The sequence below is a fragment of the Streptomyces sp. NBC_01571 genome (assembly GCF_026339875.1).
GTDB lineage: Bacteria > Actinomycetota > Actinomycetes > Streptomycetales > Streptomycetaceae > Streptomyces.
Genome location: NZ_JAPEPZ010000001.1, coordinates 7,716,256 through 7,742,813, shown reverse-complemented (window position 1 = coordinate 7,742,813; position 26,558 = coordinate 7,716,256). Strand labels below are relative to the sequence as shown.

25 protein-coding genes and 1 pseudogene are annotated in these 26,558 nt (G+C 71.7%); 20 read left to right on the top strand and 6 right to left on the bottom strand.

Annotated elements, in window-relative coordinates; all coding sequences use genetic code 11:
• Positions 1–47: 47 nt before the first annotated feature.
• Positions 48–905 (top strand): annotated as a pseudogene (locus tag OHB41_RS34875) (NAD(P)H-binding protein); the annotation flags it as partial.
• Positions 906–1,181: 276 nt separating this feature from the next.
• On the opposite strand, the gene OHB41_RS34870 reads toward OHB41_RS34875, so the two are convergent.
• Complete coding sequence (locus tag OHB41_RS34870) at positions 1,182–2,348, bottom strand: YihY/virulence factor BrkB family protein (protein WP_266702654.1); 1,167 nt, start codon at positions 2,346–2,348, stop codon at positions 1,182–1,184.
• A 17-nt stretch (positions 2,349–2,365) separates the two neighbouring features.
• Here OHB41_RS34870 and OHB41_RS34865 point away from each other — a divergent pair, with 17 nt between their 5' ends.
• From OHB41_RS34865 to OHB41_RS34800, 15 genes are all read left to right on the top strand, one after another.
• Positions 2,366–4,000 carry an acyl-CoA dehydrogenase family protein gene (locus OHB41_RS34865; protein WP_266702651.1) on the top strand — a complete coding sequence of 545 codons (1,635 nt, stop codon included), beginning with the start codon at positions 2,366–2,368 and terminating at the stop codon, positions 3,998–4,000.
• A gap of 298 nt (positions 4,001–4,298) precedes the next feature.
• Entirely contained in the window at positions 4,299–5,684 is a 1,386-nt protein-coding gene (locus OHB41_RS34860; protein ID WP_266702649.1) for a helix-turn-helix domain-containing protein, read from the top strand.
• A gap of 81 nt (positions 5,685–5,765) precedes the next feature.
• Positions 5,766–7,142, top strand: coding sequence for a hypothetical protein (locus OHB41_RS34855; protein WP_266702647.1), 1,377 nt, complete (start codon positions 5,766–5,768; stop codon positions 7,140–7,142).
• A gap of 95 nt (positions 7,143–7,237) precedes the next feature.
• A complete protein-coding gene (locus tag OHB41_RS34850; protein ID WP_266702645.1) occupies positions 7,238–7,810 on the top strand; it encodes a GNAT family N-acetyltransferase in 573 nt (190 codons plus the stop codon).
• 130 nt (positions 7,811–7,940) lie between these two features.
• Positions 7,941–8,024 (top strand): putative leader peptide, encoded by an 84-nt coding sequence (locus OHB41_RS52065; RefSeq protein WP_309474722.1) that lies wholly within the window; start codon positions 7,941–7,943, stop codon positions 8,022–8,024.
• Between the two features lie 133 nt (positions 8,025–8,157).
• A complete protein-coding gene (locus tag OHB41_RS34845) occupies positions 8,158–9,852 on the top strand; it encodes a nitrite/sulfite reductase (protein ID WP_266702643.1) in 1,695 nt (564 codons plus the stop codon).
• Entirely contained in the window at positions 9,849–10,055 is a 207-nt protein-coding gene (locus OHB41_RS34840; RefSeq protein WP_266702641.1) for a hypothetical protein, read from the top strand. The genes OHB41_RS34845 and OHB41_RS34840 overlap by 4 nt, the downstream gene beginning before the upstream one ends.
• Positions 10,052–10,771, top strand: coding sequence for a phosphoadenylyl-sulfate reductase (locus tag OHB41_RS34835; RefSeq protein WP_266702639.1), 720 nt, complete (start codon positions 10,052–10,054; stop codon positions 10,769–10,771). The genes OHB41_RS34840 and OHB41_RS34835 overlap by 4 nt, the downstream gene beginning before the upstream one ends.
• Before the next feature lie 2 nt (positions 10,772–10,773).
• Positions 10,774–11,340: an adenylyl-sulfate kinase gene (gene cysC, locus OHB41_RS34830; RefSeq protein ID WP_266702637.1), complete on the top strand. Its 567-nt coding sequence runs from the start codon at positions 10,774–10,776 to the stop codon at positions 11,338–11,340.
• Positions 11,337–12,287 carry a sulfate adenylyltransferase subunit CysD gene (cysD, locus tag OHB41_RS34825; protein WP_266702635.1) on the top strand — a complete coding sequence of 317 codons (951 nt, stop codon included), beginning with the start codon at positions 11,337–11,339 and terminating at the stop codon, positions 12,285–12,287. The genes cysC and cysD overlap by 4 nt, the downstream gene beginning before the upstream one ends.
• 2 nt (positions 12,288–12,289) lie before the next feature.
• Positions 12,290–13,645 (top strand): sulfate adenylyltransferase subunit CysN, encoded by a 1,356-nt coding sequence (gene cysN, locus OHB41_RS34820; RefSeq protein ID WP_266702632.1) that lies wholly within the window; start codon positions 12,290–12,292, stop codon positions 13,643–13,645.
• Positions 13,646–13,868: 223 nt separating this feature from the next.
• Positions 13,869–14,981, top strand: coding sequence for an aliphatic sulfonate ABC transporter substrate-binding protein (locus OHB41_RS34815; protein ID WP_266702630.1), 1,113 nt, complete (start codon positions 13,869–13,871; stop codon positions 14,979–14,981).
• A 36-nt stretch (positions 14,982–15,017) separates the two neighbouring features.
• Positions 15,018–15,806, top strand: coding sequence for an ABC transporter ATP-binding protein (locus tag OHB41_RS34810; protein WP_266702628.1), 789 nt, complete (start codon positions 15,018–15,020; stop codon positions 15,804–15,806).
• Positions 15,793–16,686 (top strand): ABC transporter permease, encoded by an 894-nt coding sequence (locus OHB41_RS34805; protein ID WP_266702626.1) that lies wholly within the window; start codon positions 15,793–15,795, stop codon positions 16,684–16,686. Before OHB41_RS34810 ends, OHB41_RS34805 begins: the two co-directional genes overlap by 14 nt.
• A 7-nt stretch (positions 16,687–16,693) precedes the next feature.
• A complete protein-coding gene (locus OHB41_RS34800) occupies positions 16,694–17,431 on the top strand; it encodes a sirohydrochlorin chelatase (protein WP_266702624.1) in 738 nt (245 codons plus the stop codon).
• 99 nt (positions 17,432–17,530) lie between these two features.
• On the opposite strand, the gene OHB41_RS34795 is transcribed toward OHB41_RS34800, so the two are convergent.
• Complete coding sequence (locus OHB41_RS34795) at positions 17,531–18,160, bottom strand: mycothiol-dependent nitroreductase Rv2466c family protein (RefSeq protein WP_266702622.1); 630 nt, start codon at positions 18,158–18,160, stop codon at positions 17,531–17,533.
• Positions 18,161–18,467: 307 nt separating this feature from the next.
• The gene (locus tag OHB41_RS34790) at positions 18,468–19,505 is read right to left on the bottom strand and encodes a ketopantoate reductase family protein (RefSeq protein WP_266702620.1); all 1,038 of its coding nucleotides are present in this window, start codon (positions 19,503–19,505) and stop codon (positions 18,468–18,470) included.
• 52 nt (positions 19,506–19,557) lie between these two features.
• On the opposite strand from OHB41_RS34790, the gene OHB41_RS34785 reads away from it, so the two are divergent.
• Entirely contained in the window at positions 19,558–20,388 is an 831-nt protein-coding gene (locus tag OHB41_RS34785; RefSeq protein ID WP_266702618.1) for an aldo/keto reductase, read from the top strand.
• Between the two features lie 33 nt (positions 20,389–20,421).
• Entirely contained in the window at positions 20,422–21,306 is an 885-nt protein-coding gene (locus tag OHB41_RS34780; RefSeq protein ID WP_266702616.1) for a transglutaminase-like domain-containing protein, read from the top strand.
• Here the strand turns inward: OHB41_RS34780 and OHB41_RS34775 are convergent.
• Both OHB41_RS34775 and OHB41_RS34770 read right to left on the bottom strand, forming a co-directional pair.
• On the bottom strand, positions 21,257–21,664 hold the full coding sequence (locus tag OHB41_RS34775; protein WP_266702614.1) for a nuclear transport factor 2 family protein: 408 nt from the start codon (positions 21,662–21,664) through the stop codon (positions 21,257–21,259). The two genes, OHB41_RS34780 and OHB41_RS34775, sit on opposite strands and share 50 nt — an antisense overlap.
• Positions 21,657–22,205, bottom strand: a complete 549-nt coding sequence (locus OHB41_RS34770; RefSeq protein WP_266702612.1) for a DUF1697 domain-containing protein — start codon at positions 22,203–22,205, stop codon at positions 21,657–21,659. The genes OHB41_RS34775 and OHB41_RS34770 overlap by 8 nt, the downstream gene beginning before the upstream one ends.
• Positions 22,206–22,457: 252 nt before the next feature.
• On the opposite strand from OHB41_RS34770, the gene OHB41_RS34765 reads away from it, so the two are divergent.
• Both OHB41_RS34765 and OHB41_RS34760 read left to right on the top strand, forming a co-directional pair.
• The gene (locus OHB41_RS34765; protein ID WP_266702610.1) at positions 22,458–24,728 is read left to right on the top strand and encodes an MMPL family transporter; all 2,271 of its coding nucleotides are present in this window, start codon (positions 22,458–22,460) and stop codon (positions 24,726–24,728) included.
• Positions 24,729–24,895: 167 nt separating this feature from the next.
• Positions 24,896–25,267 carry a VOC family protein gene (locus OHB41_RS34760; protein ID WP_266702608.1) on the top strand — a complete coding sequence of 124 codons (372 nt, stop codon included), beginning with the start codon at positions 24,896–24,898 and terminating at the stop codon, positions 25,265–25,267.
• Here the strand turns inward: OHB41_RS34760 and mgt are convergent.
• The gene (mgt, locus tag OHB41_RS34755; RefSeq protein ID WP_266702606.1) at positions 25,264–26,520 is read right to left on the bottom strand and encodes a macrolide-inactivating glycosyltransferase; all 1,257 of its coding nucleotides are present in this window, start codon (positions 26,518–26,520) and stop codon (positions 25,264–25,266) included. The genes OHB41_RS34760 and mgt overlap by 4 nt on opposite strands.
• Positions 26,521–26,558: the final 38 nt, after the last annotated feature.

Genomic DNA, 26,558 nt, shown 5'->3' with positions numbered 1-26,558 from the left:
GCCCTTCAGCGATGGGACCCCGGCAGGCGCGGCGCTTGACTGGCGGCATGACGGATCACAGGGCACACGATCAGGGCATCCGGAGCACGCGGGACATGACGGTGGTGGTGACGGGGGCCTCGGGGCGTACCGGCCGCCGGGTGGCGGGGGCCGCGCGGGCGGCCGGGCTCACGGTGCGGGCGGTCTCCCGCGCCCGGGGTTTCGACTGGACGGACCGGTCGACGTGGGCGGACGTCCTGCGGGGCGCCGACGCGGCGTATCTCGCGTTCCCCACCGACATCGGCTCGCCCGACGCGGCCGGGGCGGTCGGCGCCCTGGCGCGGGAGGCGGTCGGGCTCGGTGTGCGGCGGCTGGTGCTGCTGTCGTCGCGGGGCGAGGAGCAGGCCCGCCCGGCCGAGGAGGCGCTCAGGGCGTCGGGCGCGGAGTGGACGGTCGTCCGGGCCGCCTGGTTCGCGCAGAACTTCAGCGAGGGCCCGCTGGTGGACGGGCTCCGTCACGGCGAGCTGGTGTTCCCGGCCGGCGAGGTGCGCGAGCCGTTCGTCGACGTGCGGGACATCGCGGACGTCGTGGTGTCGGTGCTGACGAGGGGCGACCGGTACGTGGGCCGGGATCTCGAGGTTTCGGGGCCCAGGCTGCTGACCTTCCGCGAGGCGGTCGCGGAGATCGCCGGGGCGACCGGCGGTGAACTGGTCTACGTCCCGGTGACGGCGCGGGAGTACGGGGACAGCCTGGCCGGTTTCGGGGTGCCGCCCGAGGAGGCCGAGTTCCTCGTCGGACTCTTCGCGAGCCTCCTCGACGGCCGCAACGCCCGTCTGTCCGACGGTGTGCGGCGGGTCCTGGGCCGTGCGCCGCGCGACTTCACGGACTTCGCCCGGGAGGCCGCGGCGGCCGGGGTGTGGAAGGCCCGAGGGCGCCGGGAGCCCGCGCCGACGGCGGGAGCGGGGGCCGAGGTCGTTCGGTCGGGGGCGAGGCCAGTCGGGCGGGGGGAGGCCGGTCGGGCGGGGGGAGGCCGGTCGGGCGGGGGGAGGCCGGTCGGAGCCGGGGGGCGGGGCCGGTCGGAGCCGGGGGGCGGGGCCGGTCGGAGCCGAGGGCATGCGGCCGGCGACGGGGTCGGTCGGGGCGGGGTCGATCGGCCGGCGGTGAGGTCACTCGTGGTGGCCGGGTCGCTCAAGGGGGTGAGGTCACTCGGCCGGCGGCCCGTCCTCGCCGTCGTGGTTCTTGTGGGGTTGGTGCGTGCTCTTCACATGGCCCCGGAGCCGGGACGTCAGGTCCTCCGGAGGCAGGAAACGCGACCAGCGCTCGGGGAACTCGGAGGGCATGTCCGGGTCGTCGGGGTCAGGGTCGGCGGCGAGGGAGGCGGCCGCGCGGGCCACGTACTCGGCGGCCTGCTCGTGGCGCAGCCGTTCGTTGGCGGCACGGGCCGCGGCCGTGGCGGCGGCCGGCCAGACCCGGTCGATCGCCGCGTTGACCGCGGCGCCCACCAGCACCGCGAACGCGGACACGCCGATCCAGAGAAGGACGGCGACGGGCGCGGCCAGCGAACCGTAGATCGTCGGGCCCTCGACCGTGCTGGTCAGATAGATCCGGAGCAGGAAGCTGCCGAGGACCCACATGGCCAGGGCGACCAGGGCACCCGGCACGTCCTCGACCCAGGGCGAGCGCACCGGCACGGAGACGTGGTACAGCGTGGTGAGGAAGACGACCGAGAGCACGATGACGACGGGCCAGTACAGCACCTGCACGAGCGTCGCCGACCACGGCACGATCTGCACCACCGCGTCCGGGCCCGCGACCATCAGCGGCAGGGCGATCGAGCCGATCAGCAGAGCCACGACGAAGAGCAGGAACGACATCATCCTGGTCTTCACGATCCCGCGGGTGCCGTCGAGGCCGTACATCACGGTGATGGTGTCGACGAAGACGTTCACCGCTCGCGAGCCCGACCACAGGGCGAACAGGAAGCCGATCGAGATGACGTCGGGGCGGCCGCCCTTCATCACGTCGTGGAGGATCGGTTCGGCGATCTGGTGCACGCCCTTGTCGGTCAGGACCGTGCGGGACGCCTCCAGGATGTTGGACTCCAGGCTCGCGATCGAGTGCGCGCCGGTCCAGTCGTCCACGTAACCGAGCAGCCCGATCAGGCTGAGCAGCAGGGGCGGCACGGACAGGAGCGTGAAGAAGGCGGACTCGGCCGCCAGCCCGAGGATCCGGTACTCCATGCAGGAGTTGACGGTGTCCTTGAGCAGCAGCCAGGCGGTCCTGCGCTTCGACACGTTCCTGTACAGCGCGCGAGCGCGGTGGAAGCGGCCCGAGGGAGGCCGTTCAGGTGTTTCTTTTGCCTGGTGCACATCCTTACCGTATCCGTATGGCAGCCAGCACCCACACCGTGACCAACCAGGCTCCGCCCCTGGTCGGATATGACGTCTTTGCCGCCGACCGGGCCCTCGTGGAGGCGGTCGAGCGGCACCTGGATCCACAGCTTCTCGACGAGGCGCGGGACGAGCTCACGACGCTCGGCCGCACGACCGGCTCCGCGCAGGTGCAGGAGTGGGGGGCCCTCGCCAACGAGAACCCGCCGAGACTGCGCACCCACGACCGCTACGGCAACCGCGTCGACGAGGTCGAGTTCCATCCCTCCTGGCACCGGCTCCTCGGCAAGGGTGTCTCGGCCGGACTGACGGCCGCCTGGTCGCGCCCCGGCGGGCACCTGAGGCGGGCCGCCGGGTTCATCGTCTGGACGCAGGCGGAGGCCGGTCACGGCTGCCCGCTGTCGATGACCCACGCGGCGGTGCCGGCGCTGCGCACCGACCCCGCGCTCGCCGCCGAGTGGGAACCGCGCCTCACCTCCACCGTCTACGACCAGGGGCTGCGGCCCGCCGCCCAGAAGGCCGGAGTGCTCTTCGGGATGGGCATGACGGAGAAGCAGGGCGGCAGCGACGTACGTGCCAACACCACGGAGGCGCGGCCGCTGGCCGAGGACGGGACCTATGAACTGACCGGGCACAAGTGGTTCTGCTCGGCGCCCATGTCGGACGGCTTCCTGGTGCTGGCGCAGGCCCCGGGCGGCCTGACGTGCTTCCTGGTGCCGCGGGTCCTGGCGGACGGGACCCGCAACGTGTTCCGCATCCAGCGGCTCAAGGACAAGCTCGGCAACAGGTCGAACGCGTCCAGCGAGGTCGAGTTCGACGGGACCTGGGCGCGCCGGGTCGGCGAAGAGGGCCGCGGGGTGCGCACCATCATCGAGATGGTCTCGGCGACCCGGCTCGACTGTGTGCTCGGCGCCGCCTCCCTGATGCGGCAGGCCGTCGCGCAGGCCGTGCACCACAGCGCCCACCGGGAGGCCTTCGGCGGGAAGCTGATCGACAAGCCGCTGATGCGCAACGTGCTGGCCGACCTGGCGCTGGAGTCGGAGGCGGCCACGACGCTGGCGATGCGTCTGGCGGCCGCGTACGACGACGGCGGCGAGGAGGAGCGGGCGTTCCTGCGGCTCGCGGTGCCGGCCGCCAAGTACTGGGTGACCAAGCGGTGCACGCCGGTGGCGGTGGAGGCGCTGGAGTGCCTGGGCGGCAACGGGTACGTCGAGGAGTCCGGCATGCCCAGGCTGCTGCGCGAGTCGCCGCTCAACTCCATCTGGGAGGGCGCGGGCAACGTACAGGCCCTCGACCTGCTGCGCGCGCTCCAGCGCGAACCGCAGGCGCTGAACGCGTTCCTGCGCGAGGTGGGCCTGGCCCGTGGCGCCGACCACCGGCTGGACGGCGCGATCAAGAACCTGCTGGCCGAACTCGCCGATCTGGACGGCATCGAGGCGCGTGCCCGCCGACTGGTGGAGCGCATCGCCCTGGTGCTCCAGGGGTCGCTGCTCGTCCGGTACGCGCCCCCGGAGGTCGCCGACGCGTTCTGCGCCTCACGCCTGGGCGGCGACTGGGGCTCGGCCTTCGGCACCCTGCCGCACAGTCTGGATCTGGCCACGGTGGTGGAGCGGGCCCGCCCGGTGTCCTGAACCGCCGGCGCGGGGGTGGTGCTGCGCCGACACGGCACCACCCCCGCTCTCTGGCCCCGTCGCGAGGAGCACGAACGCCGCACGGGCGGCGTTGCTCAAGTTTCGGACCCCGTACGGCTGTTCGCCAGGGTTGCAGAGGGTTGCAACTTTCCCGCGGAGTATGTCCGGACCGGGCCCCTCCGTCGCCGCCGGACGGCACTATGAGAACCGCAGTCAAGTACGGGGCGGAGTTCCCTCGGCCGGAAAGGGCCGAGCGTCCGCTTGTCCGCCACCGTGCGCAGTCCGCCCGGGAGGAACAGTGGCGCACCCGCCGATCGACGTGACACGGCTCGCCGCCCTGGACGCCGCGCAGGCGGCCCGTGTGCTGGGCGAGGTGCGCGAGGCCACGCTGGCCGGACATCCGGCCCGCATCACGCCGCGCCCGGTGATCGGGCAGTCCTGGGAGCGCATGCTGCGCGGCGGCGTCGACCCCGACCACGACGTCCGGGCGGGGCTGCTCGTCCGCGACGAGGTGGAGCGGCGGCGACAGACCTCGGAGCTGCGGCATGTGCTGCCGGTGCTGCGCGAGGCGCTGCTCTCGGTCGCGGACGCGGCCCACCACATCGCGGTGGTCGCGGACCAGGAGGGCCGGGTGCTGTGGCGCGAGGGCTGCGCGTCGGTGCTGCGCAAGGCCGACGGGTTCGGTTTCGAGCTCGGCGCGGACTGGCGCGAGAGCGTCGTCGGCACCAACGGCGTGGGCACCCCGCTGGTCACCCGCCAACCCGTACAGGTGTTCTCCGCCGAGCACTTCGTGCGCACCCATCACTCGTGGACGTGCGCCGGCGCTCCGGTCACCGACCCGCGCGACGGCAGTCTGCTCGGCGTGGTGGACGTGAGCGGACCGCTGGACACACTGCACCCGGCCACGCTGGCGCTGGTCGGCTCGGTGGCCAAGCTCGCCGAGGCGCGCCTGCGCGAGCTGCACCTGGCCTCTCTGGAGCGACTGCGCGCGGTGGCGGCGCCGGTGCTGGCCCGGCTCGGGGGGCGTGCGGTGGCCGTCGACCGGGACGGCTGGACCGCCGCGGTCACCGGGATGCCGTACACGAACCGGCTCGCGCTGCCCAAGGAGCCGAGCGCCGGGCGCGGTTGGCTGCCGACGCTCGGGGCGTGCGTGGTGGAACCGCTGCCCGGCGGCTGGCTGGTCCGGGCCGCCGACGACCCGGCGCCCCGGCGGCCCGCGCGGATCCTGCTGGACCTGGCGCATCCGCGCCGCTGGTCGGTGACGGTCACCTCGGACGCGGGAACCTGGTGCCAGGAGCTGACCCCCCGGCACGCCGAACTGCTCTATCTGCTGGCGGCCCGTCCGGCCGGCCGCAGCGCCGCGGGCCTCGCCGACGACCTGTTCGGCGACTCCGGCCGCACGGTGACCGTACGGGCCGAGATGTCGCGGGTACGGCGGTACCTCGGGGCCTTCCTGGAACACCGGCCGTATCGTTTCTGCGACGACACCGAGGTGGAGTTGGCCCTCCCGGAGGATCCCCGGGACCTGCTCGCCCACTCGACGGCACCGGCGGTACGCAGGGCGCGCGTCGCGGGACCCCCTTGTACCGCACCGGGGGCCGCCGTGTCCGCCGTGAACCACAAGGAGCGTATTTCGGGACCGTCTTCCGGGGTCCTCGACCAGGTACGCCGCTCCCTGCCGTAGCATCCCCTCACAGGCCACCCCACCCGTCCCTCCGTCAACGTACTGATCATGAGGGGCAGTTGGCCTTCCTCGGGAGGACGCATGAAGCAGCGCGGCAGGCACCGCCGACAACGGAGGGGACAGGCGCTGCGCGCCACCCTGGCCGGAACCGCCCTGGCGCTCACCGCGGCCGCCACGCTGATCAGCACCTCCCAGGCCACCGGCAGCAACAGCCCCGGGTCACTGACCCCGCTCAGCACCGCGGCGGCGACCGGCGGCTTCCGGCTGTACGAGAACCTGGTCCCCGGCGACACCCTCGCCACGCTCACCAGGAGCATGGGCGGGAACGTCGGTGTCTCGGGCGTCCTCGCGGACACCGACCACGTGATGCGTGACCGGGCGGAGTGCTCCGGCGCCGAGCGGGGCGCGCTGCCCCTCGAACCCGTCGCCACGCGGGCGTACTGCTGGGCCGGGGACGACGCCCGCACCCGGCAGTGGCGGCCCGGCTCCGTCACCACCTCCGGCGACGCCGACGACGACGGCCGGTGGGGCGGGCAGCGTGTCATCATGGCGGGCTGGACGCACGACGACCGGGCGGCGGGCACGACGGCCGGCGACCGGGGTCTGGCCCGGATCGCCCTCATCGACGCGAGCGACCCACGGTCTCTCACCTACCGCTGGGTGCTGCTCGTCGCCCCGCGCGACGGCGGCAGGGACTTCGACGCGGTCCGCTCCCGGATGGGCGGCATGGTCTGGTACCAGGGCAAGCTGATCGTCACCGGGCGAGGCGGCGCGGGCCGGGACGACGCGCTGCTCGTCTTCGACCTGCACCACATCCTCAAGGCCGGCGTGAACAGCGGCGCGGTCGGCAGGGTGCGGGGCGGCTACTCCGCGCACGGCTACCAGTACGTGCTGCCGGCCGTCGGCTCGTACAGCCCGGCGGGCGGGACCTGCGGGTCCGCGGGCGGCACGGTGCCCTGCTTCGGTTCGCTCTCGCTGGACCGCACGTCGACGCCGGACAGTCTGATCGCCACGGAGGCGTCCGGGGCGGGCGGCGGCGAGCGCACCCGGATCTGGCGGTACCCGTACAGCGCCGTCGCGGGCCGCGAGGGCCTGCTCCGCAGCGACTCCCGGGGCCGGGTCGACGCGGCCGAGGCCTACACGACCAAGGCCGCCGGCCTGTCCGGCGTCCTGTCGCACACGCCCGCCGGGGCGCGCAGAGCCGACTGGTACGTCGGCCACACCCCCGACAGCGGCGGCCGGCACGGCACCCTGTGGCGGCAGAGCGGAAGCGGCGCCGAGGCGGTGCGGTGCAGCGGCGACCAGTCGTACGCCTGCTGGGGGCAGCACACCGCCTCCCTGTCGTACTGGCAGGAGACCGGCGAGCTGTGGACCCTGAGCGGCGCGGGCACGGACACGACGCCGGAGCGGACGCTCTACGCGGTGCCGCTGAGGTCGGTGGACGGCTCGCTGGGCTAGGGCCGCACCGGGCGACGTCCGTCCCGGGTGTCCCCAGCGGGGGCGGCGGGGTCCGCCTTTTGGAGGGGGCCGAGCGGCCATGGTTCCCTGACCTCATGAGCAACGTCACTGTGACCACCTGGTCCCTGGAGCAGACGGCCCCGACCGACCTGCTCCCCGCGGCCGCGCCCGACGGAGACGTCCGGATCGTGCGCGCCGAGGTCTCCTCGCCCGAGTTCAGCCGCTTCCTGTACGCCTCGGTCGGCGCCGACGTCCGCTGGACCGACCGGCTGGGCTGGACGTACGCGGAGTGGGAGCGGTTCCTGGACCGGCCGGGCGTGGAGACCTGGGTCGCCTACGACCGGGGGACGCCGGCGGGCTATGTCGAGCTGGAACCGCAGGACGACGGCGTCGTGGAGATCGTCTACTTCGGCCTGATCCCCGCCTTCCGCGGCCGGCGCATCGGCGGTCACCTCCTCTCGCACGGGGTCGCGCGGGCCTGGGACCTGGCGGAGCGGGTGCCGGGCCGGGCCGAGACCAAGCGGGTCTGGCTGCACACCTGCAGCCAGGACGGGGAGCACGCCATGGACAACTACCTGCGGCGCGGGTTCAAGCTCTTCGAGACCGAGGTCGAGGAGAAGCCGGACGTGGCCGCCCCCGGCCCCTGGCCCGGAGCGCGGACGGTCTGACCCGCCGCGGCGGGGTCCGGAAGGGCCGACCGAGTGACCGATACCACCCATGTCTCATCGCTCGGGACAAGGTTGTCCACATGATGGATGACGGTGGACTCCCCCGAGATGCCCGTGACACGCTTCCGTCATGTCTGGAACTGGAATTGCCTTGGTGAGTCGGCGGCACGTCGACCTCGGCCGCATGTCCAGCGCCATCTGTCCGGTGAGCTGACAGCCCCGGCCGAGCCGGCATTCCCCCTTCGCCTCTCTCCACGCAATGGTGCGCGCGTACTTCCGTACGTGCCCATGCGCGTGCCCCAGAGCGCCCTCCTTCCTGTCCCGCAGTCCCGAAGGACGTATCAACCATGGCCGCCACCCCGCAGAATCCCGACGCCGCGCCCCGCCGCAAGGTGAGCCGTCACCGCGGTGAGGGGCAGTGGGCCGTGGGTCACTTCACCCCGCTCAACGGGAACGAACAGTTCAAGAAGGACGACGACGGTCTCAACGTGCGGACACGCATTGAGACGATCTACTCCAAGCGGGGCTTCGACTCGATCGACCCCAACGACCTCCGCGGTCGGATGCGCTGGTGGGGGCTGTACACCCAGCGCAAGCCCGGGATCGACGGCGGCAAGACCGCGATCCTCGAACCGGAGGAGCTGGACGACAAGTACTTCATGCTGCGCGTCCGTATCGACGGCGGCCGGCTCACCACCGACCAACTGCGCGTCATCGGCGAGATCTCGCAGGAGTTCGCGCGCGGCACCGCCGACCTCACCGACCGGCAGAACGTGCAGTACCACTGGATCCGCATCGAGGACGTCCCGGAGATCTGGAACCGTCTGGAGGCCGTGGGCCTGTCCACGACCGAGGCCTGCGGTGACACCCCGCGCGTCATCCTCGGCTCGCCCGTCGCCGGGATCGCCGAGGACGAGATCATCGACGGCACCCCCGCGATCGACGAGATCCACCGCCGGATCATCGGCAACAAGGACTTCTCGAACCTGCCCCGCAAGTTCAAGTCCGCGATCTCCGGCTCGCCGCTGCTGGACGTGGCACACGAGATCAACGACATCGCGTTCGTCGGCGTGAACCACCCCGAGCACGGCCCCGGCTTCGACCTCTGGGTCGGCGGCGGTCTCTCGACCAACCCGAAGATCGGACAGCGCCTCGGCGCCTGGGTCCCGCTGGACGAGGTCCCGGACGTCTACGAGGGCGTCATCTCGATCTTCCGCGACTACGGCTACCGCCGGCTGCGCACCCGCGCCCGCCTGAAGTTCCTGGTCGCCGACTGGGGCGTGGAGAAGTTCCGGCAGATCCTGGAGGACGAGTACCTGGAGCGCAAGCTGGTCGACGGCCCCGCGCCCGAGCAGCCCGTCGCCCGCTGGCGCGACCACGTCGGCGTGCACCGGCAGCAGGACGGCAACTTCTACGTCGGCTTCGCCCCGCGCGTCGGCCGGGTGGACGGCACCACCCTCACCAAGATCGCCGAGCTGGCGGGGGCCCACGGCTCCGGCCGGCTGCGCACCACCGTCGAGCAGAAGATGATCGTGCTCGACGTCGAGGAGAGCCGGGTCGAGTCGCTGGTGGAGGGTCTCGAAGCCCTCGGCCTGACCGCCCGGCCCTCCCCCTTCCGGCGCGGCACGATGGCCTGCACCGGTATCGAGTACTGCAAGCTCGCGATCGTCGAGACCAAGGCGCGCGGTGCCTCCCTGATCGACGAGCTCGAACGCCGTCTCCCCGAGTTCGAAGAGCCGATCACCATCAACGTCAACGGCTGCCCGAACGCCTGCGCGCGCATCCAGGTCGCGGACATCGGTCTCAAGGGCCAGCTGGTCCTCGACGACCGGGGCGAGCAGGTCGAGGGCTTCCAGGTGCACCTGGGCGGCGCGCTCGGCCTGGAGGCCGGCTTCGGCCGCAAGGTCCGCGGCCTCAAGGTCACCTCGGACGAGCTACCCGACTACGTCGAGCGGGTCCTCAAGCGCTTCCAGGCGCAGCGCGCGGACGGCGAGCGCTTCGCCACCTGGGCTTCCCGGGCCTCCGAGGAGGACCTGTCATGAGCGAGCGCGCCGCGCCGTTCTACTGCCCGTACTGCGGGGACGAGGACCTGCGCCCCAGCGAACAGGGCCACGGCGCGTGGGAATGCGCGGCGTGCAACCGAGCCTTCCAGCTGAAGTTCCTCGGGCTGCTGGCCCAAGGCGTGAACCGCGCCTCCCGGACGGGGAACGCCCGGCGCGACGAAGGCGGAGGGGACGAGATATGACGACCGTTCAGGAAGACCGCGGCACCGAGGACTTGAGGAGCATCGCCGAACAGGCCGGGCGCGACCTCGAGGACGCGTCGGCCCTGGAGATCCTCCAGTGGGCGGTGGACACCTTCGGCGGGAAGTTCTGCGTGACCTCCTCCATGGAGGACGCGGTCGTCGCCCATCTCGCCTCCCGCGCCAGGCCCGACGGCGGTCCGGTCGACGTGGTCTTCCTCGACACCGGTTACCACTTCCCCGAGACCATCGGCACCCGGGACGCGGTCGAGGCGGTGATGGACGTCAACGTCATCACCCTCACCCCCCGGCGGACGGTCGCCGAACAGGACGCCGAGTACGGGCCCGCGCTGCACGACCGCGACCCGGACCTGTGCTGCGCCCTGCGCAAGGTCAAGCCCCTCGAAGAGGGCCTGACGTCGTACGACGCCTGGGCCACGGGGCTGCGCCGGGACGAGTCCCCCACCCGGGCGAACACCCCGGTCGTGGGCTGGGACGAGAAGCGGCAGAAGGTCAAGATCTCACCGATCGCCCGCTGGACGCAGGACGACGTGGACGCCTACGTCGCCGAGCACGGCGTGCTCACGAACCCGCTGCTGACCGACGGTTACGCCTCCGTCGGCTGCGCGCCCTGCACCCGCCGTGTTCTGGAGGGCGAGGACGCGCGCGCCGGCCGCTGGGCGGGACGTTCCAAGACCGAATGCGGGTTGCACGGCTGACCATGACCGAGATCGCGGAGAACCAGGAGAACCAAGTGACCGGAGCCACGATCTGGCTCACGGGTCTGCCGAGTGCCGGCAAGACCACCATCGCGTACGAGCTGGCCGGCCGGCTGCGCGAGGAGGGCCACCGCGTCGAGGTGCTCGACGGGGACGAGATCCGCGAGTTCCTCTCGTCGGGCCTCGGCTTCTCGCGCGCCGACCGCGACACCAACGTACGGCGCATCGGTTTCCTCGCCGAACTCCTCTCGCGCAACGGCGTCAAGGCGCTGGTGCCGGTGATCGCGCCGTACGCGGACAGCCGTGAGGCGGTGCGGGGGCGGCACCGGGCCGGTGGCACCACGTATCTGGAGGTCCATGTGGCGACCCCGGTCGAGGTCTGTTCGGTACGTGATGTGAAGGGGCTGTACGCCAAGCAGGCCGCGGGCGAGATCTCGGGGCTGACCGGCGTCGACGATCCCTACGAGGAGCCCGAGTCGCCCGATCTGCGCATCGAGTCGCACACCCAGTCCGTGCAGGAGTCCGCGGCCGCGCTGCATGCGCTGCTCACCGAAAGGGGTCTCGCATGACGACCGCAGCCACTGTGTCCGAGGCGGCCGGCGACTCGGAGGACGCCGGCCCGTACGCGCTGTCCCACCTGGACGCGCTGGAGTCCGAGGCGGTGCACATCTTCCGCGAGGTCGCGGGCGAGTTCGAGCGGCCGGTGGTCCTCTTCTCCGGCGGCAAGGACTCCATCGTCATGCTGCACCTGGCGCTGAAGGCCTTCGCCCCCGCGCCCGTCCCCTTCTCCCTGCTGCACGTCGACACCGGACACAACTTCCCGGAGGTCCTGGAGTACCGCGACCGCACGGTGGCCGCCCACGGCCTGCGCCTGCACGTCGCCTCCGTACAGGACTACATCGACCGCGGCGTCCTCAAGGAGCGTCCGGACGGCACCCGCAACCCCCTGCAGACCGTGCCGCTGACCGAGAAGATCCAGACGGAGCGCTTCGACGCCGTGTTCGGCGGCGGACGCCGCGACGAGGAGAAGGCCCGCGCCAAGGAACGCGTCTTCTCCCTGCGCGACGAGTTCTCCCAGTGGGACCCGCGCCGTCAGCGTCCCGAGCTGTGGCAGCTCTACAACGGCCGCCACGCACCCGGCGAACACGTCCGCGTCTTCCCCCTCTCCAACTGGACCGAGCTGGACGTCTGGCAGTACATAGCCCGCGAGCACATCGAACTCCCCGAGATCTACTTCGCGCACGAGCGCGAGGTCTTCCAGCGCGCCGGCATGTGGCTGACCGCCGGCGAGTGGGGCGGCCCGAAGGAGAGCGAGACGGTCGAGAAGCGGCAGGTCCGCTACCGCACCGTCGGCGACATGTCCTGCACGGGCGCCGTCGACTCCGACGCGACCACGCTGGACGCCGTGATCGCCGAGATCGCCGCCTCCCGGCTCACCGAGCGGGGCGCCACCCGCGCCGACGACAAGATGTCCGAAGCGGCGATGGAAGACCGCAAGCGCGAGGGGTACTTCTAGTCATGACGAGCGCCACCGAACCCACCGAGCCGTTGTCGGTCGAGCAGTTGTCGGCGACCACGCTGCTGCGCTTCGCCACCGCGGGCTCCGTCGACGACGGCAAGTCCACCCTCGTGGGCCGTCTGCTGCACGACTCCAAGTCGATTCTGACGGACCAACTGGAGGCCGTGGAGCGGGTATCGGCCGACCGCGGCCAGGACGCCCCCGACCTCGCGCTGCTCACCGACGGCCTGCGCGCCGAGCGGGAGCAGGGCATCACGATCGACGTCGCCTACCGGTACTTCGCCACCGCGCGCCGCCGGTTCATCCTGGCCGACACCCCGGGCCATGTGCAGTACACCCGGAACATGGTCACCGGCGCCTCGACCGCCGACCTGGCCGTCGTCCTGGTCGACGCCCGCAACGGCGTCATCGAGCAGACCCGGCGCCATGCCGCCGTCGCCGCGCTCCTGCGCGTCCCGCACGTCGTCCTCGCCGTCAACAAGATGGACCTCGTCGCCTACCAGGAGTCCGTCTTCGCGGCGATCGCCGAGGAGTTCACGGCGTACGCCTCCGAGCTGGGCGTTCCGGAGATCACCGCGATCCCGATCTCGGCGCTCGCCGGCGACAACGTGGTGGAACCGTCCGCGAACATGGACTGGTACGGCGGCCCGACGGTCCTGGAGCACCTGGAGACGGTCCCGGTGAGCCACGACCTGGCGCACTGCCACGCACGGCTGCCCGTGCAGTACGTGATCCGCCCGCAGAGCGCCGAGCACCCCGACTACCGGGGGTACGCCGGTCAGATCGCGGCCGGTACCTTCCGCGTCGGGGAGAGCGTGACCGTGCTGCCCTCCGGGCGCACCTCGAAGGTCGCCGGAATCGATCTGCTGGGCACACCGGTCGACATCGCGTGGACCCCGCAGTCGGTGACCCTGCTGCTGGCGGACGACATCGACATCTCGCGCGGTGACCTGCTCGTACCGAGCAAGGACGCGCCCCCGACCACCCAGGACGTCGAGGCGACGGTGTGCCACGTGGCGGACCAGCCGCTCACGGTCGGCCACCGGGTCCTGCTCAAGCACGGCACCCGCACGGTCAAGGCGATCGTCAAGGACATCCCGTCCCGGCTGACGCTGGACGACCTCTCGCTGCATCCGCACCCGGGCCGGCTCGTCGCCAACGACATCGGCCGCGTCAAGATCCGTACCGCCGAGCCGCTTCCGCTCGACTCGTACGCGGACTCCCGGCGCACCGGCGCGTTCATCCTGATCGACCCCGCGGACGGCACCACGCTCACCGCGGGCATGGTCGGCGAGTCCTTCGCCGCGCCGCAGCCGGTCAAGGACGAGGGCGACGACGACGGGTGGGACTTCTGACATGACATCCACCGACTTCTACTCGACGTTCGCCAAGGAGGGCGGCCGCGTCGGCAGCGGCGCCCTCGGCAGCGGGCAGGGCGGGGTGGCGCGATGTGCGAAGTGACGTACGCGCACTGCCTGCGCGCCCCGTCCCCCCACAGCCTGAGCGTCCGAAGACCTGCCGACCTCCCGGCCACGAACTGAAACCGTGACCGCCGGGCCAACGAGAGGAAAGCCTCCCGTGCCTGCCATCCGCTCCACCCTCGCACGCCGTGGCACAGCCGCCGCCGTCGCACTCCCGCTGCTCGCCCTCGCCGCGTGCAGCTACGGCTCCGAGTCCAAGGACGACAGCTCGAAGGCGAAGGTCGCCGCCGGGTCCAAGAAGATCGACGGCCTCGACTCCGTGAAGATCGGCTACTTCGGCAACCTGACGCACGCGACCGCGCTCGTGGCCAACCAGAAGGGCTACTTCCAGAAGGAGCTCGGCGCCACGCAGGCCAAGTACCAGATCTTCAATGCCGGTCCCAGCGAGATCGAGGCGCTGAACTCGGGCTCGATCGACATCGGCTGGATCGGTCCCTCGCCGGCCATCAACGGCTACACCAAGTCCGCCGGGAAGAACCTGCGCATCATCGGCGGTTCGGCGTCCGGTGGCGTGAAGCTCGTGGTCGACCCGAAGAAGATCAAGTCCCTGAAGGACGTCAAGGGCAAGAAGATCGCGACCCCGCAGCTCGGCAACACGCAGGACGTCGCGTTCCTCAACTGGGCCGCGGAGCAGGGCTGGAAGGTCGACCCGCAGAGCGGCAAGGGCGACGTCTCGGTGGTCCGCACGGACAACAAGATCACCCCGGACGCCTACAAGTCCGGCTCCATCGACGGCGCCTGGGTGCCGGAGCCGACCGCGTCAAAGCTGGTCGCCGAGGGCGGCAAGGTGCTGCTCGACGAGCGGGACCTGTGGCCCGACAAGAAGTTCGTGATCACGAACATCATCGTGTCGCAGAAGTTCCTCAAGGAGCACCCGAAGGCCGTCGAGGCCGTGCTGAAGGCCTCGGTCGACACCAACAAGTGGATCAACGCCAACCCGGACGAGGCGAAGGCGGCGGCGAACAAGCAGCTGGAGGCCGACTCCGGCAAGGCGCTGCCGGCCGATGTGCTCGACCCGGCCTGGAAGTCCATCCAGGTCACCGACGACCCGCTGGCGTCCACCCTCAACACCGAGGCGGACCACGCGGTGAAGGCCGGTCTGCTGGAGAAGCCCACCCTCACGGGCATCTACGACCTCACCCTGCTGAACAAGGTCCTCAAGGCCGAGGGGCAGAGCACCGTCGACGACGCCGGTCTCGGCGTCAAGTAGGCCCGGATCCCGATGAGTTCCCAGGAGGTGACGACCATGGCCACGACCTTCGCCAAGGAAACGGACAGCGCCGTAGCAGTCGACCACGCCGCCAGGATCGAGCACGTCTCGAAGTCCTTCGCCGGACCGGCGGGGCCCCAGCTCGTTCTCGACGACATCACCCTCGACGTCGCACCGGGCGAGTTCGTCACCCTCCTGGGGGCCTCGGGGTGCGGGAAGTCGACGCTGCTCAATCTGGTGGCGGGGCTCGACGCCCCGACCGCGGGCAGCATCACGACCGACGGGCGCCCGGCCCTGATGTTCCAGGAGCACGCCCTCTTCCCGTGGCTGACCGCGGGCAAGAACATCGAACTCGCCCTGCGTCTGCGGGGCGTCGCGAAGTCCGAGCGCCGCGAGAGGGCGGAGGAGCTGCTCGAACTCGTACGGCTGAAGGGCGCGTACGGCAAGCGGGTGCACGAGTTGTCCGGCGGGATGCGCCAGCGCGTCGCGATGGCCCGCGCGCTCGCCCAGGACAGCCAGCTCCTGCTGATGGACGAGCCGTTCGCGGCGCTCGACGCCATCACGCGGGACGTCCTGCACGACGAGCTGACCCGGATCTGGCGGGAGACACGGCTGTCGGTCCTCTTCGTCACGCACAACGTGCGCGAGGCGGTACGGCTCGCGCAGCGTGTCGTCCTCCTCTCCTCGCGCCCCGGACGGGTCGCGCACGAGTGGACCGTGGACATTCCGCAGCCGCGCCGGATCGAGGACACGGCCGTGGCGGAGCTGTCCGTCGAGATCACCGAACAACTGCGTGGGGAGATCCGCCGTCATGGCCAGCACTGAGACCAAGGACGACGCGGCCGTCAGGGAGGACAACGACCTGGCGGGCCTCGACGCCCTGGAGACCGCGGTCCACACGGACCGGGCCTCCGTGCGGCAGACCTTCGTCGCGAAGGTCCTGCCGCCCCTCGTCGCCGTCGCGCTGGTGCTGGTGGTCTGGCAGTCGCTGGTCTCGTTCGACATCGTCACCGACCCCAGCAAGCTGCCCCCGCCCTCGGCCGTCTGGGACGAGGCGAAGAACGCCTGGCTGCAGGGAACACTGCTCGACTACATCTGGACCAGCGTGTCCCGGGGCCTGCTCGGCTTCCTCCTGGCGCTGGTGATCGGCACGCCGCTGGGTCTGCTGGTGGCCCGGGTGAGGTTCGTACGCGCCGCGATCGGTCCGGTCCTGTCCGGCCTGCAGTCCCTGCCCTCGGTGGCCTGGGTGCCGCCGGCCGTGATCTGGCTGGGCCTGAACAACTCGATGATGTACGCCGTGATCCTGCTCGGCGCCGTCCCCTCGATCGCCAACGGCCTGGTCTCGGGCGTCGACCAGGTGTCCCCGTTGTTCCTGCGGGCGGGGCGGACGCTCGGTGCCACCGGGCTGCGCGGCACCTGGCACATCGTCATGCCCGCGGCGCTGCCGGGCTATCTGGCCGGTCTGAAGCAGGGCTGGGCGTTCTCCTGGCGCTCGCTGATGGCCGCCGAGATCATCGCGTCCTCGCCCGATCTGGGCGTCGGACTCGGCCAGTTGCTGGAGAACGGCCGCAACGCCAGTTCCATGTCGATGGTGTTCCTCGCCATCTTCCTCATCCTGTTCGTCGGTATCGCGATCGACCTGCTCGTCTTCAGCCCCCTGGAACGGCGGGTGCTGCGCGGTCGCGGTCTCCTCGTGAAGAGCTGAGGCCCTCATGCACCGCCCGGTCCTCCTCGTCATCGCCCACGGCAGCCGCGACCCGCGGCATGCCGCGACGGTCCACGCCCTCGTCCGGCGGGTCCGGGCGCGGCGGCCCGGCCTGCGCGTGGAGACCGGCTTCCTGGACTTCAACGTCCCGTCGGTGAACGGGGCGCTGGAGTCGCTGGCGGCGGAGGGCGTACGGGACGTGGTGGCGCTGCCACTCCTGCTCACCCGCGCCTTCCACGCGAAGTCGGACATCCCGGCGGTGCTGCGGCAGGCCCCGGCGCGGCTGCGCATCCGCCAGGCGGCGGTGCTCGGCCCGTCACCGCTGCTGACGGACGCGCTCGAGCGGCGTCTGTACGAGGCGGGGCTGACCGCCGCCGACAAGTCCTCGACCGGGGTCGTACTGGCCTCGGCGGGGTCCACGGACCCGGAGGCGATCGCGGTGATCGCGGACATCGCGCGGGAGTGGCGGCGCACCGGCTGGTGCGCCGTGCGGCCCGCGTTCGCCTCCGCCTCCCTCCCCCGCACGGAGGACGCGGTGCGCGAGCTGCGCGCTCTCGGCTGTGCCCGGGTGGCCGTCGCGCCCTATGTCCTGGCTCCGGGCTTCCTGCCGGACCGGATCGCCCGGGGCGCGGCCGGTGCCGACGTACTGGCGGACGTGCTGGGCCCGGCGCCGGAGGTGGCACGAGTACTGCTGGAGCGCTACGACCAGGCCCGGATGCCTGCGCTGGCCGCGGTCGGCGCGTAGTCCCTGACCGCCGTGCGCGCGGACGCTCCCCGTGGGCGACACGTGGATGGCGCGGAGTGGTGACATCGGACGAACAACGGCCTTGCGCGGTGCCCGAGTTCAGGCGAACGACAGTCCTCCCGTCCTCGTCCGCTTGAGTTCGAAGAGGTCCGGGTCGGCGGCCAGGACGCGGAAGCTGTCGAAGAGTTCGGCCGCCCGCTGTCCTCGCGGAACGGCGCGCAGCACCGGGCCGAACCACACCGTCCCGTCGACGTGCAGGGTGGGTGTGCCCACGTATCCGTCGGACTCCGGTTCCTTGCCCGAGTCGTGACTGCGGCGCACCGCCTCGTCGTACGAGGGGTCGTGGGCCGCGTCGGCCAGCTCGGCCGGGAGCCCGGTCTCGGCGAGGGACTCGGTCACCACGGCGTCGAAGTCGTCCGCGCCGCGCTCGTGGATGCGGGTGCCGAGAGCCGTGTAGAGCTCGCGCAGCACCTTCTCGCCGTGCCGCTCGGCGGCGGCCACCGCGACCCGTACGGGTCCGACGGACCGGTCGACCAACGTCCGATACCAGTCGGGAAGTTCGTTGCCCAGGTTGTGCAGGTGAAGACTCATGACATGGAAGCGGAGGTCGAGCGGGCGGGCACGCTCGACCTCCAGCAGCCAGCGGGAGGTGATCCAGGCGAAGGGGCAGGCGGGGTCGAAGTAGAAGTCGACGCGGACCGGTGGTCCGACGGGCTGTTCGTGGGTCATGCCGGGAACGCTAGCCGTCCGGTGGCGCGCGGTCCCGGCCCAATTCGACGCTCTTTCCGTGGTCCACCGCGCCGGTGTCCCGCTGTCGCGGATCCCGGCCGCTCGCCGCCGGCGCGCGGGTGACGACGGGCGCGTCGGCGGGACGGCCACGGGGTCGGGGAACCCGCCGTACCGCCGGTAGAGGTCGTCGTACGGCCGGCAGAGGTCGCCGTACGGCCGTAGCCGTCACCGTGCTGCCGTAGAGGTCGCCGTGCGTCTCGACGACGCTCGACGGCGTCCGGCCGGTACGCGTGTCCGGCCGTCCACGCTAGGGACGCGGCGGCCGCTCCTGCGGTACGGACGCGACAGCCTCCGCGGCCCGTCGCGCCAGCTCGGCGACCGGCATCGAACCCGCCGCCCTGCGCTCGCGCGCGAAGGCGTTCGCGAGTCGCTGGAGCAGGTCGTTGAGCGGGGTCGCCACGCCGTGCAGCCGGCCCAGGAGGGCGATCTCGCCGTTGAGGTAGTCGGCCTCGATGGTGCCGGTGGCGCGGTCGAGGGACTGCCAGGAGGAACCCCCGCGCCGTGGGGCGCCGTCGAAGGGCCGGAGGCTGATCCTGTCGCCGCGGACCCGCTGCTGTTCCTCCTCGCTCGCGTACGCGATCCCGGCGGCGGCGAGCGCCGCCTCGCCCTCCGCCCGCACCCGTGCGACGAGCTCCAGGCCCTCCTCGCCGGTCAGCGGGCCGCTGACCGCCTCGATCGCGTTCGCGAGGTTGCCGAGCAGCTTGGCGTACTGCCAGCGCGCCACGTCCGGCACGACCGGCGCCTCGAATCGGGACCTCTCCAGGTCGGCGGCGATCCGGCGGGCCGTCTCGTCCGTGCCGTGCGGATACCGGCCGAGGTGCAGGATGCCGGTGAGGGGGGTGCCGGCCGCCGCCACGGCGCCGGGCTCGACGAAGGTGGCGGGCAGCCAGACACAGACCCCGTACACCCGCCGGAACCTGCGCAGCGCCAGGCGCTGGCTCTCCACACCGTTCTGCGCGCAGACCAGGGGCAGTCGCTCGGCGGCCGTGCCACCGCCCGCCACGGGGGCCGGGCCCCAGGACGCCAGCGCCGCCTCGCTGTCCTGCGTCTTGACGGCGAGCAGCAGGACGTCGTCGGCACGCAGTGCGCCGAGTGCCGCGGGCCCGTCGACCGTGGGCAGCCGGTGCGTGCGGACGCCCTCCGAGGTCATGAGCCGCAGTCCGCCTGCGCGGAGCGCCTCGTAGTGCGCGCCCCGCGCGACCAGGACCACGTCGTGTCCCGCCTCGGCGAGCCGGCCGCCGATGGCCCCGCCGACGGCTCCCGCTCCGATGATGACGTAACGCATGGGGACGAGCCTCGCACAGTCGCCCCGCGTCGGCGCAGGTACCCTGCGTCGGATGGTCTCGCAACGATTCACGCTCGGCGGGGAGCTGCCGGTACGAAGGCTCGGTTACGGCACCGCGCAGCTGACGGGACCGGGCTACTGGGGCCCGCGCGGGGACGCCCGGGACGCGGTGGCGGTACTGCGGCGGGCCGTCGAGCGCGGGGTCACGCTGGTCGACACCGCCGACAACTACGGCCCGTCGGTGGCGGAGGAGCTGGTCGCCGAGGCCCTCCGTCCCTACCCCGCGGATCTGCTGATCGCCACCAAGGGCGGCGTCGTCCGCACCGGTGCCAGCGCGTGGCACGTGTCCGGGCGACCGGAGACGCTGCGGGCGATGTGCGAGGAGAGTCTGCGGCGGCTGCGGCTCGACACGATCGGCCTGTACCAGCTGCACCGTCTGGACCCGCAGGTGCCGATGGCCGAACAGCTGGGCGCGCTCGACGAGTTGCGCGCCGAGGGCAAGATCCGGCACATCGGGCTCGACACAGTGACCGCCGAACAGTTGGAAGCGGCACTGGAGTTGACCGGCATCGCCGCGGTCCAGAACCGCTACAACCTGCTCGACCGCGCCTCGGATCCGCTGCTGGAGCTGTGCGAGGCGCACGGAATCGCCTTTCTGCCGTGGTTCCCCCTCGGCAACGGCTCACTCACCGTCGGACACGTCCACGCGGAGATCGCCGCCGCGCACGGGGCGACGCCGGGTCAGATCGCGCTCGCCTGGCTGCTGCACCGTTCCCCGGTGCTCTGCCCGACGCCGGGCACGGGGTCGCTCGTCCACCTGGAGGAGAACCTCGACGCGGCCGCGGTGCGGCTGACCGACGAGGACATGCGCGCGCTGGGTTGACCTTGCCCCTGGAGCAGGGCGAATCCTGTGGACATGGACTTCGACCTGACGCAGAGCGCGTACAGCGACCCCGGTGACCTGGACGTCGGTGGGCTTCCACGGGACCCCGGCCGGCTGGCCTCGCTGGTACGCGACGTGATCATTCACCGTCTGGAGGGTGAGCGCTTCGCCTACGTGATCCCCGAGGAGCGGCTGCACGAGGACGCCGAGGCACGGTACGTGACGGAGCTGCTGCGGGTGCTGCGGGCACGCCGGGACGCCCCGCTGACCGTTCGGCGGACGCCCGCGGAACGGTTCGTCGGGACCTGCAGGGACTTCGCCCTGCTGCTCTGTTCGCTGCTGCGGGCCACCGGGACGCCGGCCCGGGTGCGCTGCGGCTTCGCCACGTACTTCGAGGAGGGCTTCCACGACGACCACTGGGTCACCGAGTACCGCCTCCCGGACGGTGGCGCCCGGCTCGTCGACGCGCAGATCCTCGACCCGTCGTACGACGTGCCGTTCGACCCGCTGGACGTACCGAGGGACCGGTTCCTGGTGGCGGGCGACGCCTGGCGGGCCTGCCGGGCCGGGCAGGCGACACCGGGGCGTTTCGGGGTGGGTCATCTCGACGGGCTCACCGGCCTGTGGTTCGTGCGCTCGGCCGTGCTGCGCGACCTCGCCGCCCGCAACGGGGTCGAGGTGCTGCCCTGGGACGGCTGGGGCCCCGGGATCCTCGACGACGCGGCGCTCACGGAGGACGACATCGCCCTGATCGACACGGTCACTGCGGCCGGCTCCGAGGGGGAGTCGCAACGCCTGTACCGCGACCCGCGCCTCACCGTCCCGGACGAGATCGTCTCGTACACCACCTACCAGGGGGTACGGAAGGTCACTCTGCGTCCGAGGGCTCCGCGCCGAACTCCGAGGGCTCGCCGCTGAACGGGGTGCCCTGGTGGAAGTACAGCCGCCAGCCGTCGGCCGTCCGCCGCCACAGCGAACTCCGGTGCACCAGACGCCCGTTGTCCCCCTCCGTGTCGAAGGTGATGTGGACCAGGTCCGGTGCCAGCTGGACGCCCTTCATCCGGGAGGCGGTGATGGGCCGTGACCCCGGCCGTGTCGTCGAGGTCAGATGCGCGAGCATCGAGGCGCGGTCCCACAGCCGGCCCGAGGAGCCGAACTCGCGGAAGGCGGGGTGCAGCAGTGCGCCCAGCCGCTCCGGCGAGCGGCGGACCTCCGCGTCGAGCAGGCTCAGCTCGCCCTCGATGGCCGCCTCCACGGCGGGATTGTGGTCAGGCACCTGTCAGCTCCTCAAGTTTGACGACGGTGTTCCAGTTGCGGGTGGTGGCGACGACGCCCTTGAGGAACCTGGGCCTGGCCAGGATCTCGCCCAGCTTGGAGCGTCCGAGGCCGTCGGGGGCGTACAGGTACAGGGCGCGGTCGCCGAGCCGGAACTCCTCCGGCAGGAAGGCCGCCGGGTCGACCGGCGCGAAACGCCCGGGATCGACGGGGGCGGAGAAGTAGGTGACGTGCACCTGCTTGGCCTCCAGTTCGGCGGCCGGGAACGGGCACGCCTCCCGGACGGCCCTCAGGTAGGCGTGGTCGCGGACCAGCACGTCGACGGTGAAGCCGAAGTGCTTCTCGACGGCGTCGGCCAACTCCGCGGCGAGCGAGTCCTCGTCGCCCCGGTCGGTGGAGAAGACGGCGTTCCCGCTCTGGAGATAGGTGCCCACACCGTCGTGGCCGAGCCCCTGCAGGAGGGTACGGAGCTCGGCCATCGGCACCTTCTTGTTGCCGCCCACATTGATCCCGCGCAGCAACGCCGCGTACGTCGTCGTCATCCGTTCACCATAGGACGGCCGTCCGGCGCATCCGCACCAACACCCGCACCCTGACCCGGATCCCCGAGAACCGTCCTTGTATGTAAGGGGCTTCTATCCTCCCCAGTGCGGAGACCGCGGGGTCCGCGGGGAGGAGCCGGGGACCGGACGGTTCACCGGGCAGTACGAGGAGACGGTCCTGTCCGGGCCATACCTTCATAACGAAAGGTGACGGCAGGGGGCTGTCACCGCGCACGAGGGGGATGGCCCGTCATGGCGAACGGAGACATACGGGTGCGGGGCATCGCCGCGCGGGCAGGCGGCTGGAGCGCCCGGCACCGATGGGCCGCCGTCGGAATCTGGGTGCTGTTCGTCGTACTGGCGATGGGGCTCGGCTCGGCGGCGGGCCGGGTGGACGTCAACGAGAGCGATCAGCTCAAGGGCGAGACGCACACCGCCGCGAAGATCGTCGAGGACTCCGGGATCAAGGAACCCTCCAGTGAGAGCGTCCTGATCCAGGCGAAGGACGCGAGCGTCACCTCCACGGACGCCGAGTTCCGCGGCGCCGTCTCCGCCGTCGTCGAGGCCGTCGGCGCGACCGGCGAGGTCACGGACGTGACCTCGCCGTACGACACGAAGACGATCTCGAAGGGCGGCCACAGCGCCCTCGTGCAGTTCGCCATGCGGGGCGACCCGGAGACCGCGGGCGACCGCGTCGCGCCGGTGCTGGACGCCGTCAAGGGGGTGCAGAAGGAGCACACGGGGCTGCGGATCGAGGAGATCGGCGGCGCCAGCATGCAGAAGACCTTCGACGACGCGTTCGGCGACGACTTCCAGAAGGCCGAGCTCTCCGCCGTGCCCGTCGCTCTCGGCATCCTGCTGATCGCCTTCGGCGCGCTGGTGGCCGCGCTGCTCCCGGTGGCGCTCGCGGTCACCGCGATCATGGCGACGATGGGCCTGATGGGCATCGTCAGCCATCTGCAGCCGATGAGCGACACCGCCAACTCCGTGATGCTGCTGGTGGGTCTGGCCGTCGGGGTCGACTACTGCCTGTTCTATCTGCGCCGTGAGCGTGAGGAGCGCGAGGCCGGCCGGGACGCGCAGACCGCGCTGCGGATCGCCGCCGCGACCAGCGGCCGGGCCATCGTCGTCTCCGGTGTCACGGTCTGCGTGGCGATGGCCGGCATGCTCTTCACCGGACTCGCCGAGTTCGAGGCGATGGGGCTGGCCTCGCTGATGGTCGTGGCGGTCGCCATGGTCGGTTCGGTCACCGTGCTGCCCGCGCTGCTGTCGCTGCTCGGGGAGCGGGTGGAGAAGGGCCGCATCCCGTTCCTGCACCCGGACAAGCGGGGCACGGGCGGTCGCGGTGGCAACCGCCGGCCAGGGCAGGAGGGCAGCCGTTTCTGGGGCGCCGTGCTGCGGGTCGTGCTCGCCAGGCCCGGGCTCTCCCTGGTCGTGGCGGCCGGGGTGCTGCTCGCCATCGCCTCCCCCGCGCTCGGCATGAAGACCCAGCAGCTCACGCTGGACAAGGAGTTCGGCGACTCGTTGCCCATCGTCGGAACGTACAACCGGGTCAACGACGCCTTCCCGGGCGGTTCCGAGCCGGCCGAGGTGGTCGTCAGGGCGCACGACATCGACGCCGCCGACGTACGGTCCGCGCTCGCCGACTTCCGTACCCGGGCGATCGCCTCGGGTGCCTCCCGCGGCCCCGTCGACATCAAGGTGCACGCGGCGCAGAACGTCGCCTTCGTGTATGTCCCGCTCGTGGGCGGCTCCGACCAGGACAGGGCGGAGAAGAGCCTGGAGCTGCTGCGCGAGACGGTGCGGCCCGCCACGCTCGGCAAGGTGGACGGAGTGCAGGCGCCGATCACCGGACAGGTCGCCGGATCACGCGACTTCAACGACCAGTTGGTGGGCTCGGTGACCCCGGTCTTCGCGTTCGTGGTCGTCTTCGCCTTCCTGCTGATGCTCCTCTCGTTCCGCTCGCTGACGATCGCGATCACCTCGATCGTGCTCAACCTCCTGTCGGTCGCGGCCGCCTACGGCATCCTGGTCGCCGTCTTCCAGCACGGCTGGGGCGCCTCGCTGGTGGGCGCGGAGGGTGTGGGTGCCATCGTCACCTGGCTGCCGCTGTTCCTCTTCGTGATCCTCTTCGGACTGTCGATGGACTACCACGTGTTCGTCGTCTCGCGGATCCGTGAGGCGCGGCTGCGGGGGCGTGACACCAAGGACGCGATCCGGCACGGGGTGGTCACCACGGCCGGTGTCGTCACCAGCGCCGCCGTCATCATGGTCGCGGTCTTCGCGATCTTCGGGACGCTGTCCATGCAGTCCATGAAGCAGATGGGCGTGGGCCTGGCGGCCGCGGTGCTCATCGACGCGACGATCATCCGCGGGGTGCTGCTGCCGGCCGTGATGGCACTGCTCGGCGAGCGCAACTGGTACCTGCCCAAGTGGCTGAACCGCCTGCCGGACCTCACCCACGACGAATCACCGGAGGCCACGCTGCCGCCCGCCAGGCAGGACGAGCGGGCCGGGGTGTAACTCCCGCACGAACAGGGCCCGTCGGTCCCCACCGGGGAGGGACCGACGGGCCCTTCGCGTGCGGCGGCCCCGAACGGACGGGCGGCCCGGGTGATCCGGGCGGATCGTCGTGCGGCACGCGGTCCACGCCGTGCAGGACCCCGCCGACGACGGGCACACTGGCCGACATGCCTCTCTCGCTGCATCACCTCGTCGTCGACGCCCATGACCTGCCCGCCCTGGCCCGGTTCTGGGCCGGGGTGCTGGGCTGGCGGATCCTCTCCGAGCGGGAGCGGGAGGTCGTGATCGGGCCGGACGAGACCGCGCCGGTGGGCATCTGCTTCATGCCGGTGACGGACCGCAAGGTCGTCAAGAACCGCCTGCATCTTGATCTGACGACCGCCGCGGAGGACCGGGAGGCCGAGATCGAGCGCATCCTCGCCCTCGGCGCACGCAGGGCGGACGTCGGACAGAGCGGCAGCGAGTCGTGGACCGTGCTCTGCGATCCGGAGGGCAACGAGTTCTGCGTGGTCCGCCCGAAGAAGACCCTCGTCGACTAGGGCCGAGGCGATCCGGTCCTCCTGCCGACCGTCCGGTGCGGGATCCCTTCGTCCTGCGCGGGCGTGGGCAGTTCGGCCTCGATGAGGTCGGCCGCCCGGTGTGTTCCGCCCTCCTTCGCCATCCGTGCGCGGATGTCCCGCAGCCGGCGCGCCACCTCGGGGTCGCCGGTGAGGGAGAGGACCGCCTCGCGCAGTACGCCGGCCGTCGCCTCCGCCATCGGTACATGCCGGGCGACTCCGAGCGCCTGGAGCATGTCGGCGGTGCCGAACTGGTCGACGGCCTGCGGTACGGCGACCATCGGTGTGCCGGTGGCCAGCCCTTCCTGGCTGCCGCCCGCACCGGCGTGCGTGACGAAGGCGTCGGCCTGGCGCAGGATCGCCAACTGCGGTACCCACTGGTGCACTTCCACGTTGCCCGGCACCTCCCCCAGCTCCGCGGGGTCGACGAACCTGCCGATCTGCAGCACGACGTGCCAGCCCGGCAGATCACCGAAGGCCTTCACGCACTCGCGGTAGAACCCGGGTTGCTTGGTGAAGCTGGAGCCCAGCGAGACAAGCAGCACCTTCCCGGCGCCCGCGGGCCGCTGCCAGTCGCCCTGCGAGGCACGGTCGCCCTGGCAGCCGCCGACGAAGGTGTAGCGCCCCTCGTCGACACGGTCGGCGTTCGGCTGCAGGGCCCGGGGGATGAGGACCAGACAGCGGTCGGGGCGGCCCATGAAGTCCTCGACGCTCAGGTCCATGCCGTTCCCGGCGATCCAGCGGGCGAAGGTCTCGTAGAAGGCCCGGCCGCGCGGTGTCCGTTTGAGCGGTTCGAAGACGGCCTTGCCGACCTCCTCCTCGTACCCCTCCCAGGCGACCATGTTCGGGGAGAGCTGCACGATCGGGACACCCCAGCGGTGGGCGAGGACCCGGGCCGGGTAGGCCGTGATGTCGTACAGCACGAGGTCCGGCTCGTCACCCTCGTAGGCCGCCGCGAGCTGCGGCTCGGCCTGCAGAGCATCTGTCAGGAACGGTTCGACGTGGTCGATCGTCTCGGTCCCCCACGCGTCCGGGTCGTCGTCGGTCGGCAGCGTCGAGTGCCATGTCCTCGGCTCCGCCCCCGTCGCGGCGACCTTCTCGGCGAAGGCGGGCGGTACGGCGTACGTGACCCGGTGCCCGCGCGCGACGAGCTCCCGGATCACTTCGATGCTCGGGTTCACATGTCCGTGGGCAGCGATGGAGAACATGGCGATGTGGGCGCGTCGAGCGGTCATGCCCCGACCGTAGACGAGACGAGACGTCTCGTGCAAGC

What these genes read in the sequence shown, in the direction of transcription:
- OHB41_RS34810 (WP_266702628.1), top strand. Translation starts at nt 15,018, where the DNA reads ATGGCCACGACCTTCGCCAAGGAAACGGACAGCGCCGTAGCAGTCGAC.
- mgt (WP_266702606.1), bottom strand. Translation starts at nt 26,520, where the DNA reads ATGACCGCTCGACGCGCCCACATCGCCATGTTCTCCATCGCTGCCCAC.
- cysD (WP_266702635.1), top strand. Translation starts at nt 11,337, where the DNA reads ATGACGACCGCAGCCACTGTGTCCGAGGCGGCCGGCGACTCGGAGGAC.
- OHB41_RS34855 (WP_266702647.1), top strand. Translation starts at nt 5,766, where the DNA reads ATGAAGCAGCGCGGCAGGCACCGCCGACAACGGAGGGGACAGGCGCTG.
- OHB41_RS34780 (WP_266702616.1), top strand. Translation starts at nt 20,422, where the DNA reads ATGGACTTCGACCTGACGCAGAGCGCGTACAGCGACCCCGGTGACCTG.
- OHB41_RS34845 (WP_266702643.1), top strand. Translation starts at nt 8,158, where the DNA reads ATGGCCGCCACCCCGCAGAATCCCGACGCCGCGCCCCGCCGCAAGGTG.
- OHB41_RS34790 (WP_266702620.1), bottom strand. Translation starts at nt 19,505, where the DNA reads ATGCGTTACGTCATCATCGGAGCGGGAGCCGTCGGCGGGGCCATCGGC.
- OHB41_RS34765 (WP_266702610.1), top strand. Translation starts at nt 22,458, where the DNA reads ATGGCGAACGGAGACATACGGGTGCGGGGCATCGCCGCGCGGGCAGGC.
- OHB41_RS34805 (WP_266702626.1), top strand. Translation starts at nt 15,793, where the DNA reads ATGGCCAGCACTGAGACCAAGGACGACGCGGCCGTCAGGGAGGACAAC.
- OHB41_RS34835 (WP_266702639.1), top strand. Translation starts at nt 10,052, where the DNA reads ATGACGACCGTTCAGGAAGACCGCGGCACCGAGGACTTGAGGAGCATC.
- OHB41_RS34770 (WP_266702612.1), bottom strand. Translation starts at nt 22,205, where the DNA reads ATGACGACGACGTACGCGGCGTTGCTGCGCGGGATCAATGTGGGCGGC.
- OHB41_RS34800 (WP_266702624.1), top strand. Translation starts at nt 16,694, where the DNA reads ATGCACCGCCCGGTCCTCCTCGTCATCGCCCACGGCAGCCGCGACCCG.
- cysC (WP_266702637.1), top strand. Translation starts at nt 10,774, where the DNA reads ATGACCGAGATCGCGGAGAACCAGGAGAACCAAGTGACCGGAGCCACG.
- OHB41_RS34785 (WP_266702618.1), top strand. Translation starts at nt 19,558, where the DNA reads ATGGTCTCGCAACGATTCACGCTCGGCGGGGAGCTGCCGGTACGAAGG.
- OHB41_RS34840 (WP_266702641.1), top strand. Translation starts at nt 9,849, where the DNA reads ATGAGCGAGCGCGCCGCGCCGTTCTACTGCCCGTACTGCGGGGACGAG.
- OHB41_RS34795 (WP_266702622.1), bottom strand. Translation starts at nt 18,160, where the DNA reads ATGACCCACGAACAGCCCGTCGGACCACCGGTCCGCGTCGACTTCTAC.
- OHB41_RS34865 (WP_266702651.1), top strand. Translation starts at nt 2,366, where the DNA reads ATGGCAGCCAGCACCCACACCGTGACCAACCAGGCTCCGCCCCTGGTC.
- OHB41_RS34760 (WP_266702608.1), top strand. Translation starts at nt 24,896, where the DNA reads ATGCCTCTCTCGCTGCATCACCTCGTCGTCGACGCCCATGACCTGCCC.
- OHB41_RS34850 (WP_266702645.1), top strand. Translation starts at nt 7,238, where the DNA reads ATGAGCAACGTCACTGTGACCACCTGGTCCCTGGAGCAGACGGCCCCG.
- OHB41_RS52065 (WP_309474722.1), top strand. Translation starts at nt 7,941, where the DNA reads ATGTCTGGAACTGGAATTGCCTTGGTGAGTCGGCGGCACGTCGACCTC.
- cysN (WP_266702632.1), top strand. Translation starts at nt 12,290, where the DNA reads ATGACGAGCGCCACCGAACCCACCGAGCCGTTGTCGGTCGAGCAGTTG.